The organism is Streptomyces sp. NPDC001858 (assembly GCF_053594615.1).
This window is the reverse complement of record NZ_JBSFEV010000037.1, coordinates 19,813-34,284: the sequence shown is the minus strand read 5'-3', so window position 1 is coordinate 34,284 and position 14,472 is coordinate 19,813. Positions and strand designations below refer to the sequence as shown.

The following is a 14,472-nucleotide window of genomic DNA, read 5'->3' as shown; positions in this document are numbered from 1 at the left end:
CGGGACCCATCGTGGCGGTGAGTGACCGGCTTGGCCATGTGAGTCCGGCCACTCACCGCATGTCTCGCTCGTTCGGACCGTGATCGACTACATTCGACGACCGCCCGACGCCCGATCAGGTCGCCGTGGCGGCCGCGGCGGCGCGTCCGGCCTGGCGTCCGGAGTACAGGCAGCCGCCGAGGAAGGTGCCTTCCAGGGAGCGGTAGCCGTGGACTCCGCCGCCGCCGAAGCCGGCGACCTCTCCGGCCGCGTACAGGCCGGGCACGGGGTTCCCGGCGGCGTTCAGGACCCGCCCGGAGAGGTCGGTCTGGAGGCCGCCGAGGGTCTTGCGGGTGAGGACGTTGAGGCGTACGGCGATCAGCGGTCCGGCGCTGGAGTCGAGGATCCGGTGGATCGACGCGGTGCGGCTGAGCGAGTCGCCGGTGTAGTTCAGGGCGTTGCGGATGCCCATGACCTGGACGTCCTTGGTGTAGCTGTTGTCGATCTCGCGGTCGCGGGCCTCGATCTGCCGTTTGAGGTCGGCGAGCTGGATCAGGTTGTCGCCGGTGAGCTTGTTCATGCCGGCGACGAGGTCGGTGAGGGTCGTGGCGACGACGAAGTCCGCGCCCTTGTTCTTGAACTTCTCGATCGGCTCCGGGGTCTGCCAGATGCGGGACAGCAGCTGCCAGATGTTCTTGTTGGTGAGGTCCGGGTTCTGTTCGGAGCCGGAGAGCGCGAACTCCTTGGCGATGATCTTCTGGGTGGTGACGAACCAGGAGTAGTCGTAGCCGGAGTCGGTGATCGTCTTGAGGGTGTGCAGGGTGTCGTAGCCCGGGATGTCGGGGGTCTCGAACCGCTTGCCCTTGGCGTCGAACCACATCGAGGACGGGCCGGGCAGGATGCGGATGCCGTGTCCGGGCCAGATCGGGTCGTAGTTGCGCAGGCCCTCGGTGTAGTGCCACATGCGGTCGGAGTTGACGATGCGGCCGCCCGCCTTCTCGGTGATGGCGAGCATCCGGCCGTCGACGTGTGCGGGGACGCCGGTGACCATGAACTTCGGCGCGGTGCCCATCCGGGCCGGCCAGTTCTGCCGTACCAGGTCGTGGTTGGCGCCGATGCCGCCGGAGGTGACGACGACGACCGGGGCGCGCAGTTCGAACTGGCCGACGACCGTGCGGGAGCTGGGCTTGCCGCGGGCCACGCTGCTGGGCTCCAGGACGGCCCCGCGCACGCCGGTGACGACTCCGTTGGTGGTGACGACCTCGTCGACGCGGTGACGGAACTTGAAGATCACCTTGTTGTCCTCGACCGCGGCCCGCACCTTCTTCTCGAACGGCTCGACCACGGCCGGCCCGGTCCCCCAGGTGACGTGGAAGCGCGGCACCGAGTTGCCGTGGCCGGTGGCGAGGCCGCCGCCGCGCTCGGCCCAGCCGACGATCGGGAACCACTGCACGCCGAGCCCGGCCAGCCAGGACCGCTTCTCGCCGGACGCGAACTCGACGTAGGACTTGGCCCATTGGGCCGCCCAGTAGTCCTGGCCCTTGGGGTCGTCGACGCCCCGGTCGAAGCCGGCCGTGCCCTGCCAGTCCTGCCAGGCCAGGTCGTAGGTGTCCTTCACGCCCATGAGCCGCTGTTCGTCGGAGTTGACGAAGAAGAGACCGCCGAAGGACCAGAAGGCCTGGCCGCCGATGCTCGCCTCGGGTTCCTGGTCGAGGAGCAGCACCTTGCGGCCTGCGGCGGCGAGTTCGGCGGTCGCGACGAGTCCGGCGAGTCCGTGGCCGACCACGATCGCGTCGGCGTCCTGCGCGGCGCCGTAGGCCGGGAAGGCCTGGGCCGCGAGGGTCGCGCCCGCGACGACCCCACCGGCCACGGTCAGGGCGCGGCGGCGGGTGATGGCTGCGGCTGCGGGGATGTCCATGAGCGGCCCTCCTGGGGAAGTTGCAAGGGGCGGTGCTTGCACGGTGCATGGGCGGTGCTTTGGGTGATGCTTGGGTGGTGCTTCGGGTGATGCTTGGGTGGTGCTTGACCAAGGCTTGGGCGGTACATGGGCGCGTGACGCAGGGCTGTTCCTGCGACAGAGGCACTGTTACCGTCGGTAGCCCACAGGAAATCAGGTCGTCACAGCAGTGCGATAGTGCACGGCGGCCAACACGGCCACCGTTTGCTTGTGGCCCGGAGACAGCGGCCGGGCGGGAAGGGGACCATGACCGTCGTTCACGGCCCGGAGCAGATCGCGGCCGTCCTGCGGGGCATGGCCGACGATCCCGAGGTCTGCGGCGAACTCGTCGAGGCCGCCCGCAGCCAGTCCCCCGAGCTGTCCCGGCTCGCCGAGGAGGCGACCCGTTCGCATGTGACGGCGATGGTCCGGGCGGCCGGACCCTGGTTCACCGCGCTGGAGCGGCCGGGCGCGGTCGAGGAACAGGACTTCACCGCCGCGCTGCTGCTGGGCGCCGACCGCGCCGTCCAGGGGGTCGCGATGACCTCGGTGCTGCGCGGGGTGCAGGCGGCGCTGGGGCGCGCGGCGGAGATCGCGGTGGACCGCTGCCGCGGCGCGGGGGTGCCGGACCGGGTGCTGCTGTCGGTGGTGCTGCGGCTGCAGGAGTACGGCAACGCGGTGGAACGGCATGTGGTGCACGGCTATCGCGCGGCCGAGCACGAGGCCCCGCGCGCGATGGGCGCGCTGCGCACCCGCCTGCTGCGCAGGATCCTGCTGGGCGAAGTGACCCCGCACGCCCAGGAGTTGGCGCAGGCGGGCATCCGCGCGGACGCCACGGGCCGCTACCACTGTCTCGCCGCGGTCCCGGCCCGTCGCCGCTCGCTGCGCTCGGCGCACGTGGTCACGGGGACGGTCGACGGACAGCTGGCCGGGCTGTGTCCACGGCCGCCCGGCGCCGACGAGATCGCTCCGGACGCCCTCGTCGTGGTCGCGCCGGCCGCGGCGCTGTCCGAACTGCCCGCGCGTTACCGGCTGTGCGTGCGGGCGGTGGAGCTCGGCCGGGAGCAGGGCCTGCGCGGCCTGTACGACGTCACCGACTTCGCGGCCCGGCTCGCGCTCGCCGAACAGCCGTTGCTGGGCTCGCTGTTGAGCAGCCGGTTGCTCGGGGAGCTCGATCCGGCGAACGAGTTCCATCGCCAACTCGCCCTCACCGCACTGGCGTTCCTCGACAACGGGCGTCGCCTGGACCAGACGGCCGCAGCCCTGTTCACCCATCCCAACACCGTCCGCTACCGGCTCGGCCGACTGCGGCAGATCACCTCCGCGCCCCTCGCCGACGGCGCGCTGGGCCCGATGGACGGGCTCCACTGGTGGTGGGCGCTCACCTCATGGCTGGACTTCCCGGGACCATCGACGCGCCACTGAGCGGTGCCCCTCGGCCCATACCCGCCCCGCATCGGCGATGTTCGACCTGTCGGACATTGTTCGAGATCTATTGACGTGACCCTGCAGACCGTTGACACTCTCGCAACATCACGTCACACGGCTGAAACGGCAGGCTCATATGACGCACAGGGAACGACTCCGCGGCCGCGCGAGACGCGGGGCGGGACGACTGGCCGCACTGACCGCCGTTTCACTCCTCGTGGGCCTCGCCGGGGCCACGACTCCCGTCCAGGCGACGGAAAGCGCGGCCGGGAGCACGGCCGGGGGCACGGCAGCGAGTGCGGACGTCACCGACGGCCTCGCCCTCTGGTACAAGCTCGACGGCGCGTCCGGCACGACGGTGCCCGACTCCTCCGGCCACGGCCTGGACGGCACGCTCAACGGCGCCGCCGACTGGTCGACGGGCGGCCAGGGTCTCGCCTTCAACGGCTCCGACACCTACGTCAAGGCACCCAACGACGTGCTGAAGGGCCTGAGTTCGATCAGCGTCGCGCTGGACGTGAAGCTCGACGCCGCCCAGACCACCCCCTACTTCCTCTACGGCTTCGGCAACACCAGCGGCGGCACCGGCAACGGCTACCTGTTCACGACCGGCAACTCCTACCGGACCTCGATCGCCACCGGCAACTGGTCGACGGAGCAGACCACCAGGCCCGCCGACTCCCACAACCTGACCCGCTCCGTGTGGAAGCACCTCACCTACACCCAGACCGGCAGCACCGGCGTGCTGTACGAGGACGGCGTGGAGGTCGCCCGCAACACGGCCGTCACCATCACGCCGGGCGCGATCGGCGCGGGCACGACGACCGCCAACTACCTGGGCAGGTCGGTGTACACGAGCGACAAGTTGTTCAAGGGCAGCATGCGCGACTTCCGGATCTACGACCGTGCGCTGGACGCCGCCGAGGTCGAGCGGCTCGCCCTCCCCGTGGCCACCCAGGGCGTCGAGGACGACAGGGCCGCGCTGAGCCTCGGCGACACCGGCGCCGTCACGGCCGACCTGACCCTGCCGAAGACCGGCCCGGCGGGCGGCTCCACGATCAGCTGGGCCAGCGACGACCCCGATCTGGTGACCGACGCCGGCAAGGTGACCCGCCCGGCCGCCGGCGAGCCGGACGGCCACGCCACGCTCACCGCGACCCTGAAGAAGGGCACGGTCACCGCCACCCGCGCCTTCGACGTCACGGTCCTCGCCGCGTTCGACGACGCCACCGCCGCCGCGCAGGCCGCCGAGGCGCTCATCGTCCACAACGTCGACGACGTACGCGGCAACCTCGCGCTCCCGGCGACCGGTTCCTACAGCACGGCCGTCACCTGGTCCTCCGCGCGGCCCGACGTCGTCTCCGCCGACGGTGTGGTCCACCGCCCGGCGCACGGCGCCGGGGCGACCACGGTCGAACTGACCGCGACCGTCGCCAAGGGCACGGCGCAGGCGACCCGCGTGTTCACCGCGAAGGTCCCCGAACTCCCCGCGCACGAAGCCCTCAAGGGCTATATGTTCAGCTACTTCACCGGCGAGGGCACGGCGAACGGCGAGCAGCTGTACGCCGCGCTCAGCAAGGGCGACGACCCGCTGAAGTGGCGGGAGCTGAACGACGGCGAGCCCGTCCTGACCTCCACGCTCGGCGAGCAGGGCCTGCGCGACCCGTTCATCATCCGCTCCCCCGAGGGCGACAAGTTCTACCAGATCGCCACCGACCTGAGGATCTACGGCAACGGCGACTGGGACGCCTCCCAGCGCACCGGCAGCAAGTCCATCATGGTGTGGGAGTCCACCGACCTCGTCCACTGGACCGACCAGCGGCTGGTGAGGGTCTCCCCCGACAGCGCCGGCAACACCTGGGCGCCGGAGGCGTACTACGACTCCACGCTCGGCGAGTACGTGGTGTTCTGGGCGTCGAAGCTGTACGACAACGAGGCGCACTCCGGCGACACCTACAACCGGATGATGTACGCCACGACCCGTGACTTCCACACCTTCAGCGAGCCGAAGGTGTGGGTCGACCGCGGCTACTCGGTCATCGACTCCACGGTGATCCAGCACGACGGCGCGTACTACCGCCTCTCCAAGGACGAGCGGAACAATTCCTCCTCCACCCCCAACAGCAAGTTCATCTTCGAGGAGAAGAGCGACTCGCTGCGGAACCTGTCCTGGGACGCGGTCGCCGAGGGCATCGGCAAGGGCGCGATGAGCGCGGCCGAGGGCCCGCTGGTGTTCAAGTCCAACACCGAGGAGAAGTGGTACGCGTTCCTCGACGAGTTCGGCGGTCGCGGCTACCTCCCGTTCGAGACGACGGACCTCGCGTCGGGCGTCTGGACCCCGGTCGCCGACTACGACCTGCCGGCCAGGCCCCGCCACGGCACCGTCCTGCCGGTCACCCAGGCCGAGTACGACCGGCTGCTGCGCGCCTACCAGCCGGACCAGCTCGTCGAGTCCGTCGAGGACATCGCGGTGAAGACCCGGATCGGCGAGGCCCCGGTGCTGCCCGCGACCGTGATCGCCACCTACGCCGACGGCGTCGAGCGCCCGGTGGCGGTGGACTGGGCCGAGGTTCCGGCGTCCGACTACGCGCAGGCCGGCACGTTCACCGTGACCGGCGCGCTGCCGGACGGCGCCGCGCTGCCGGTGCGGGCCGAGGTGACGGTCTCCACGGAGGGCGCCGAGGTCCCCGCCGACCTGCTGCTGCACTACGGCTTCGACGAAACGTCCGGCAGCATCGCCCAGGACTCCAGCGGCCACGGCTACCACGGCACCTACGTCCGCACGCCCGCCTTCGGCACCGGCGTGGACGGCGGCTCGTTCCGCATGTCCGGCGCGAGCGACTCGCCGTACGTGAAGATCCCGAACGGCGTGCTGAAGAACGCCGACAGCGTGACGGTGTCGACGTACGCCAAGTGGAAGGGCGGCAGCAGCTTCCAGTGGCTGTTCGGGCTCGGCCCCGACAGCGACAAGTACCTGTTCGCGACGCCTTCCAACGGCGGTTCCAGCCTGTACTCGGCGATCACGAAGGCCAGTTGGTCGGCGGAGTCGAAGCTGACGGCCGGCTCGCAGCTCACGCCCGGCCAGTGGCGGCACGTCACGGTGACCCTCGACGGCACGACCGGCACGATGGTCCTCTACGTCGAGGGCATCGAGGCGGCCCGCACCACGACCTCCGTCAAGCCGTCCGAGCTGTACGACGCGGACAAGGACTACAGCGGCTACCTCGGCAGGTCCCTGTACGCGGCCGACCCGTACTTCGGCGGCGAGGTCGACGACTTCCGCATCTACGGCCGCGCCCTGTCGGCGGCGGAGGTCATGGAGCTCAGCGGCAACACCGCGGGCATCGCCAGGGCCACCCACCCCGCGCTGAAGGTCGACGCGATCGTCGACAACGCCGGCAGCAGGATCACCCTGCCGCTCAAGGAAGGCAGCGATCTCACCGCGCTGGCCCCGGAGTTCGCCCTCGCCCACGGCGCGGCCATCAGCCCCGCCTCCGGCAGCGTCCACGACTTCACCGAGCCGGTGACGTACGAGGTGACCGGCTCCGACGGCAAGAAGCGCACCTGGACCGTGTCGGCGCTGGTCATGAAGAGCCCGGTCCTGCCTGGGCTCAACGCCGACCCGAACATCGTCCGCTTCGGCGACACCTTCTACATGTACCCGACGACCGACGGCTTCGAGGGCTGGAGCGGCACACAGTTCAAGGCCTACTCGTCGACGGACCTGGTGCACTGGACGGACCACGGCGTCATCCTCGACCTGGGGCCCGACGTGAGCTGGGCGGACAGCAGGGCGTGGGCGCCGACGATGGCCGAGAAGGACGGTAAGTACTACTTCTACTTCTGCGCCGACGCCAACATCGGCGTCGCGGTCTCCGACTCCCCGACCGGCCCCTTCACGGACGCCCTGGGCAAGCCGCTGCTGAAGGCGGGCGACTTCACCGGCCAGATGATCGACCCGGCGGTCTTCACCGACGACGACGGCCGGACCTACCTGTACTGGGGCAACGGCCGCGCCTATGTGGTCCCGCTCGACGACGACATGGTCTCCTTCGACGCCTCGAAGGTCACCGACATCACCCCGAGCGGCTACAACGAGGGCACGTTCGTCGTGAAGCGCCAGGGCACGTACTACTTCATGTGGTCGGAGAACGACACCCGGGACGAGAACTACCGGGTCGCCTACGCCACCGGGTCCTCCCCGACCGGTCCGTGGACCAAGCGCGGAGTGATCCTGGAGAAGGACCTCTCGCTGGGCATCAAGGGCCCCGGCCATCACTCGGTCATCCAGGTCCCGGGGACCGACGACTGGTACATCGCCTACCACCGGTTCGCCATCCCCGGCGGTGACGGCATGCACCGCGAGACCACCGTCGACAAACTGGAGTTCGACGCCGACGGCCTGATCGAGAAGGTCGTGCCGACGCTCACCGGCATCGACCCCGTCACCGTCGTCCACGCCGGTCCGGACGCCCAGGGCGTCGAGGGCTCCGCGATCACGCTGAACGGCACGGTCTCCGGGGCGGGCCCTGCGAAGTGGACGGCCGAGAAGGGCGCGCCGTGCACCGTCGCGGACGCCGCTGCCGCCCGGACCACGGTCACCTGCACCGACGACGGCGCCCACACCCTCACTCTGACCGGCGGCCGCAGCACCGACACGGCCGTGGTCACCGTGACGAACGCGGCGCCCTCGATCACCTCCGCCACCGGCCCGGCGACCCCGCTCTCGGTCGGCCGTCCCGCGGTCGTCACCGCCCGGTTCACCGACCCGGGCGCCGGTGACAGCCACACCTGCACGGTCGACTGGAAGGACGGCGGCAAGCCGGCCGCCGGCAAGGTCACCGCGTCCGGCTGCCGTGCGGAGCACGTCTACACCTCGGCGGGCATCCGTCAACCGGTGATCACCGTCACCGACGACGACGGCGGCGCGCACAGCACGACGCTGCCCGAGGCGATCGTGTACGACCGGGCGGCCGGCCCGGCGGTGGGCGCGGGAACCGTCGGCAAGGCGTTCTTCTCCGTCGCCGTCGGCTACCTCCCCGGGGGCTCCGCCCCGGCCGGGGCGGTCGCCTTCGACCTCCGTCCTGCCCAGCTGAAGTTCCGGTCCGCCAAGGTCGACTGGCTCGTGGTCTCCGGCTCCCGGGCCGTTCTCCAGGGCTCCGGCACGGTGAACGGCAAGAGCGGCTACAGCTTCCGGATCACGGCGACGGACGGCCCGGACACCTTCCGCATCAAGATCTGGAAGACGTCCGGCGGCCAGGTCGTCCACGACAGCGGCACGGCGATCGTCCGCGGCACCGTCACGGTCGGAGTCCGACGCCGGTAGGGCAGCGGTGAACGGCTAAGGTCATGGGCCCCTGTCTTACGGCAGGGGCCCATTCCGTGGTGTTTTCCCTGGGGGTTCGAGACGTGCAGACACCTGACGACATCTGGCAGGACGCCGATCTGCCCACCCGGCGGCTCGCCGGGCTGGCGCTGAATCCCGCCACCCCGCAGGAGGTCCTGCTGCGCCTGCTGGCCGAGGCCCCGCTCGCCGTACGGATGGTGCTGTGCCGGGACCGGATCCTGCCGCCGGCGGTCGTCGACGCCGTGATCGCGCACCCCGACCATCGCACCCGCAGCTTCTTCGCCCGCAATCCCCAGGCCGATCCGGCCCAGCGGGCACGGCTCCTGGACGATCCGCACTGGTTCGTCCGCGCCCACCTCGCCCAGGGACCCGGGCTGTTCCACGACGGGCCGCCACTGCCCGACGACGCCATCGTGCACATGATCAACAACTATGAGCAGGAGTACCTCGACAGTTCCTTCCACCGGCAGATCTCGGCCGGGCTGCGCCGGTCCATGCACACGCATCCCGATCCGAAGGTCCGCGCCTGGGGCGTCGGCTGGGAGTGGACCTGGCTGCCCGCCGAGACACAGGCCGCGCTGCTGACGGACCCCGACGACGAGGTCCGGTCCAGCGCCCAGCAGCATCTGCTCCGCGAGGACCCGGTGTGGGTCGAGAGCACCCTGCCCGACCATCCGTGTCACGGCCGCACCCACCTCCTGATGTACGGGGCCCTCAGCAGGGCGGTCGTGGACGGGGTCCTCACCGCGCCGGCCGGCCCGCAGGACCGGTGGTTGATCGCCCGGAACCCGACCCTGCCGCCCGACGTGGTGCGACTCCTGAGCGCCGATCCGGACCCGGAGGTCCGTACGAGGATTGCCGGCCGCGTCGACCTCGGCCCCGCCGAGCGCGGCGCCCTCGCCGCCGACCCCGTGCCGGACATACGCAGGGCGGTCGCGCGCCACCCGGACCTCGGGCTCGCCGAGCGGCGGGCCCTCGCCACGGATCCCGACCCGGACGTGCGGCTGGCCGTCTCCGTGCACCCCGCGTGGAGCGAGGAGGAGCGGGCCGGAATCGACTACACGGTCCCCTCGGACGGGTGCTTCCATGTCCATCCCGAACCGTTGACGCCCCCGGACCCCGAGGCCGTCCGCCGGGACGCGCTGTCCGGTCACCCGCTGCTGCGCCGCAACGCCGCGCGGGTGCACACCCTGCCGGCCGACCTGGTGGCCCGGCTGGCCGTCGACGAGGACCTGGGCGTGCGCGTCCTGCTGGCCCTCAACCACCCGGACGCCCCGCCGGCCCTGCTGCTGCGCAGCTTCCTCGAGTACACCGGCGACGAGCGCGACCGCCTCCTCACCCGCCCGGACTTCCCCACCGACCGACTGGCCGCTCACGCCGACGACGAGGATCCCGCCGTCCGGGCGCTGGCCGCCCGCGACCCCGAGGTCCCGCCGGCCGCCGTGGCGCGGCTCACCCGGGACCCCGACGCCGCCGTCCGGGCGGCGTTCGCACGCCACCCGAACCTGCCGCAGTCCCGGCTGGCGGAGCTCCTCGACGACGAGGAGCTGGTCCACCACGCCGCCGCCAACCCGGCGTTGCCCGCACCGACGATCCGCGCTCTGGCGAGCGCCTGCACCGGGTCAGCCGACGGCGAGTAAGCGCTCCGCTGAAAGTGCCGCGCTGTGCCGTCGTTCCACTGCGGCGCCGTCGTGGCCGGTCGCTCCCCCGCTCTCGGCTGCGCTCGAGCGGGGGGACCCCCATCGCGGCGGAGCCGCATATGTCAGCGCCCCGCGCCCCTTCAGGGCGCTGCCGAACCGCAACCGACTTCCCCCGACCCGATCAGCGCTTCCAGCGCCGTCGCGGTCTCCGGGTGGCGGGCGAGCAGGGCCGCTCCGGCGGGCGTGGCCTCGGCGGTCTCCCAGGTCCCTTCGCAGCCCAGCAGGTCCGCGAGCGCGTCGCAGGTCGCGGGGTGGGCGGTCAGCAGCGGGAGGCCGACCGCGGTGCCCGGCGCCGACTCCAGGCGCAGACGCGGCGGTTCCTGCGGGAGTCGCCAGGGCGGCACCCAGCTGTCCAGCTCGGCGAGCCGGGCGGGGAAGACGCGGCCGGCCTCGCGGATCAGCAGCGGGGCCAGCTCGCTGCCGCCCGCCCGCAGGCCGGTGATCAGCGTCGGCAGCCAAGGCAGCAGCACCGGGTCCGGGAGCCGGGCGAACGCGTGGGACACGGCCTCGACGACGAAGTCGGCCAGCCCCGGCACCGGTTCCAGTGCGTGCACGAACCCGCTGAGGTAGCGGGGGTAGGCGGGGACCACCAGCGGGTTGCCGAGCAGTTCGGCGCAGCGCGCCCGCAGCGCCGTCCGCGACAGCGTGCCCAGGTGGGTCTGCGCGGCCCACAGCAGCGCGGTGCGGGAGGGCTCGGTCGGATGGGACTGGGCGAGGGCGAGTTCGAGCTGCGTGCGGTCGCAGCCCAGGGACAGGGCCAGGCTCTCCATGCCGAACAGGAAGCCCAGCATGGCCGCGACCTGGCGGACGGTGGCGTCGTCGTCGGTGAACGCCGTCGGCAGCAGGGTGCAGTAGTGCGCGTAGCCGGCCTTGACGAAGGACTCGATCCAGGGCGGCAGCACCGGTTCGGCGGTGCGGTAGTAGGCCAGCAGCCGGCGCACCCGGCGCAGCACCTCCGGCGCGCCGTCGACGCTGCGTTCGCCCGCCAGCACTTCCAGGGCCCGGGTGCCGAGCTCGTCGGCCAGCCGGCGGCTGCGCAGATGCAGAATGGCGTCCTCGACGGCCTCCAGGACCTGGGCCGCCGTGGCCTGCGGGGCGTACGCGGCGCGCCGCAGCCGCTGTTCGAGGACCTGCTCGATGCTGACGCCCTCGTAGCCGAGTTCGATCAGGGAGCGCTGGTGGGTGCCCAGGGCCAGGTCCCAGGACTCCTGGATGGGGCGTTCGCCTAGCCGCCGCTCGCCCATGATGGGCCGGGCGGCGCCCTCGGGCAGCAGCCGGCGCAGCATCCACAGCAGGTCGGAGCAGGGCTCCAGTTCCGGCCGCGAGGCGATGTCCAGCAGGGCGCGCTGTACTCCGCGCTGCTGGAGCTTCAGGTTCAGCGGGGCGAGCCGGTCGTGGACGTCGCGGGCCAGCGGCGGCAGCGCGTCGTAGCCGACCTGGCCGACGCGGTCGCCGCCCATCATGATCTCGACCAGCCGGCCGACGTCCCGCCGGCCCGGGACGGCGTCCTTCTCGATACAGGTGACGGCCGCGTCCTGGAAGTCGTACGGCGTCGGCTTGGCGCGCTCGCGCATCCCGGCCAGCAGGATCGACGTCTCGAAGACGGCGATGGCGTCGGCGGTGGACGCGAGGTAGCCGTTGCGGCGCGCGGCGCGCACGATGTCCACCGACCAGCCGAGCAGTTCGGCCTCGTCGAGGGGGTCGAGCGCGGGCGGGCGCTGGAGGAAGCCGGTGAGCCGGTCGGCGGGCGGCGCGGCGGCGGCCGGGACCGGCGCGGGCAGAGCCTTCTTCGCCGCGCTCTTCTTCGTCGTCGGCTTCTTCGTGCCCGCCTGGCCTTCCAGGCGGAACGGGCGGACGCCGGTGCGTTTGACGTTCTTCGCCCATTCCGTCGCGGCGATGGACACCGAGCCCGCGGCGAGGCCGAACTGCGCCTCGATCGCCGCGTGGCTGGACGGGATCAGGCCGTGCCGCCACTTGGTGGGGCTCGGCGGGCTGATGGTGAAGGTGTCGCTGGCGTGCACGCCGAACTCCTCGACCCGGCTGGCCGCGTGGAAGGCGCCGCAGACGTAGAGGCAGTCGGCGGGGTCGGCGCCGGTGGCGGCGAGGTGCTCGCGCATCCGCGTCCACATGTACCGCTCGCGGTCCTCGTCGACCCGCGCCTTGCCCGGGTCGCCGGGGGCGAGCCGCCGGAAGAGGCTGCCGATGAGCAGCATCACCTGGCGGTAGGTGTCGTGGTCGCTGTCGCCGAGGGGCAGTTCGACGTACTGGTGCCACCACTCCGACCAGTGGCGGACCCGGCCGTGGCGCAGGAGGTGCTCCTCCAGTTCGGCGAAGCGCGGGCGCAGGTCGCCGATCTCCACGCCGACGGCGTCGCCGTGCAGGGCGGCCTGCTCCGGAGTCTCGGGGGCGTCGGGGTCGGGGTCCGCCGGCGTGCCTGGTTCGGTGAGGTGCTCGGTCTCCCACTGGAAGACGTGGTCCGAGGAGCGGTCGACGAGGACCAGTTCGACGCCCGGGGTGTCGAGCGCGTAGGCGATGGCCTGGTACTCGGCGGAGGCCTCGGTGACCGGGGCGACCACGGAGAGCGGCGCCCAGTCGAGGGGGAAGCCCTCGATCTCGCTCGCGAAGGCCTGGACCGCCACCGGGAGACGGCAGTTGCGCAGCTCTGTGAGCAGCGGCGCCATGTCCTCGCACAGCTCCAGATAGACCACCTTCGGCTGCTTCTCGCGCAGCCGGCGGGCCATGGCGATCGCCGAGGCCGGTGAGTGGTGGCAGACCGGGAAGATCTCCAGGGGCTCGCGCACCGCGCGTTCCACGTCGTCGACGATGCCCCGCAGGATGCCCTCCAGGGCTCCGGGTCCGTCGGCGAACGCGGTGGCCGCCTCGTGCAGTTGGCCGCGCAGCGCCTCGAAGGTGCCGCCGCTCATGACAGGGTCGCGATCGCGTCGCGGCCGCCCTGGAGGAACTCCGGCCAGGAGCCGCCTTGTTCCTTGCTGCGCGGTTCGACCACGCCGTGCAGGTACTTGTTGAGGATGGCGAGGTCCTCGGGCTCGCGCCGGGCCAGGGAGCCGACGAGCGAGGAGGCGAGGGCGTGCGCGGTGAGGGCGCGCTCGCCGAAGAAGTTGCTGTGCAGGATGGCGTCCTCCAGGACGCCGATCTGCTCCGCCGTGGACAGGGCGGACTCCAGCTTCTCGTCGTCGCTGCCGGCGGCGGCCGACGAGGCCCGCAGGTCGGCGAAGCTCTGCAGCAGCACGTCCAGCAGGGTCGGCGGGACGTCCAGCTCGATCTGGTGGCGGCGCAGCAGTTCCTCGGTGCGGAAGCGGACGATCTCCGCCTCGCTCTTCTTGTTCGTCACCACCGGGATGCGGACGAAGTTGAAGCGGCGCTTGAGCGCGGAGGAGAGGTCGTTGACGCCCCGGTCGCGGCTGTTGGCGGTGGCGATGACCGAGAAGCCGGGCTTGGCGAACACGATGTTGTCGCTGTCCTGGTCGCTGCCCAGCTCCGGTACCGAGATGTACTTCTCGGACAGGATCGAGATCAGCGCGTCCTGGACGTCGCTGGTGGAGCGGGTGAGCTCCTCGAAGCGGCCGATCGATCCCGCCTCCATGGCCGTCATGATCGGCGAGGGGATCATCGACTCCCTCGACTGGCCCTTGGCGATGACCATCGAGACGTTCCACGAGTACTTGATGTGGTCCTCGGTGGTGCCCGCCGTGCCCTGCACGACCAGGGTGGAGTTGCGGGAGATCGCCGCCGACAGCAGCTCGGCCAGCCAGCTCTTGCCGGTGCCGGGGTCGCCGATGAGCAGCAGGCCGCGGTCGGAGGCGAGGGTGACGATGGAGCGCTCGACGAAACTGCGGTCGCCGAACCACTTCTGGGAGATCTCGCGGTCGAGGCCGTCGGCGCGCTCGGAGCCCAGGATGAACAGTCGGACCATCTTCGGGGACAGCCGCCAGGAGAACGGCTTGGGGCTGTCGTCGACGGACTCCAGCCAGTCGAGTTCCTCGGCGTACTTGAGCTCGGCGGGGGCGCGCAGCAGGTCGGACATGGAGAGGCCTTTCTCGTAAGAGGCGAGTCGTACGAAG

Annotated in this window: 6 protein-coding genes; 3 read left to right on the top strand and 3 right to left on the bottom strand. The window is 71.5% G+C overall.

The genetic code is table 11. From position 1 onward, the window contains the following. Window positions 1–115 precede the first annotated feature (115 nt). Window positions 116–1,897, bottom strand: a complete 1,782-nt coding sequence (locus ACWCPF_RS36070) for an FAD-binding dehydrogenase (protein ID WP_451049334.1) — start codon at window positions 1,895–1,897, stop codon at window positions 116–118. Between the two features lie 285 nt (window positions 1,898–2,182). Between ACWCPF_RS36070 and ACWCPF_RS36065 the strand changes: the two genes are divergently transcribed. From ACWCPF_RS36065 to ACWCPF_RS36055, 3 genes are all read left to right on the top strand, one after another. Further along, window positions 2,183–3,340: a helix-turn-helix domain-containing protein gene (locus tag ACWCPF_RS36065; RefSeq protein WP_451049333.1), complete on the top strand. Its 1,158-nt coding sequence runs from the start codon at window positions 2,183–2,185 to the stop codon at window positions 3,338–3,340. Window positions 3,341–3,479: 139 nt separating this feature from the next. Then, window positions 3,480–8,669 carry a family 43 glycosylhydrolase gene (locus tag ACWCPF_RS36060; RefSeq protein WP_451049332.1) on the top strand — a complete coding sequence of 1,730 codons (5,190 nt, stop codon included), beginning with the start codon at window positions 3,480–3,482 and terminating at the stop codon, window positions 8,667–8,669. Window positions 8,670–8,752: 83 nt separating this feature from the next. Further along, window positions 8,753–10,330, top strand: a complete 1,578-nt coding sequence (locus tag ACWCPF_RS36055) for a hypothetical protein (protein ID WP_451049331.1) — start codon at window positions 8,753–8,755, stop codon at window positions 10,328–10,330. 140 nt (window positions 10,331–10,470) lie between these two features. Here ACWCPF_RS36055 and ACWCPF_RS36050 read toward each other — a convergent pair whose 3' ends face one another. Together ACWCPF_RS36050 and ACWCPF_RS36045 are read right to left on the bottom strand one after the other, a co-directional pair. After that, window positions 10,471–13,314 (bottom strand): hypothetical protein, encoded by a 2,844-nt coding sequence (locus tag ACWCPF_RS36050; RefSeq protein ID WP_451049330.1) that lies wholly within the window; start codon window positions 13,312–13,314, stop codon window positions 10,471–10,473. After that, window positions 13,311–14,435, bottom strand: coding sequence for an ATP-binding protein (locus tag ACWCPF_RS36045; protein ID WP_451049329.1), 1,125 nt, complete (start codon window positions 14,433–14,435; stop codon window positions 13,311–13,313). Before ACWCPF_RS36045 ends, ACWCPF_RS36050 begins: the two co-directional genes overlap by 4 nt. Window positions 14,436–14,472 lie beyond the last annotated feature (37 nt).

Bases quoted from the DNA above. Each gene is read 5' to 3' on its own strand.
- ACWCPF_RS36065 (WP_451049333.1), top strand. From the start codon at position 2,183: ATGACCGTCGTTCACGGCCCGGAGCAGATCGCGGCCGTCCTGCGGGGC.
- ACWCPF_RS36070 (WP_451049334.1), bottom strand. From the start codon at position 1,897: ATGGACATCCCCGCAGCCGCAGCCATCACCCGCCGCCGCGCCCTGACC.
- ACWCPF_RS36060 (WP_451049332.1), top strand. From the start codon at position 3,480: ATGACGCACAGGGAACGACTCCGCGGCCGCGCGAGACGCGGGGCGGGA.
- ACWCPF_RS36050 (WP_451049330.1), bottom strand. From the start codon at position 13,314: ATGAGCGGCGGCACCTTCGAGGCGCTGCGCGGCCAACTGCACGAGGCG.
- ACWCPF_RS36045 (WP_451049329.1), bottom strand. From the start codon at position 14,435: ATGTCCGACCTGCTGCGCGCCCCCGCCGAGCTCAAGTACGCCGAGGAA.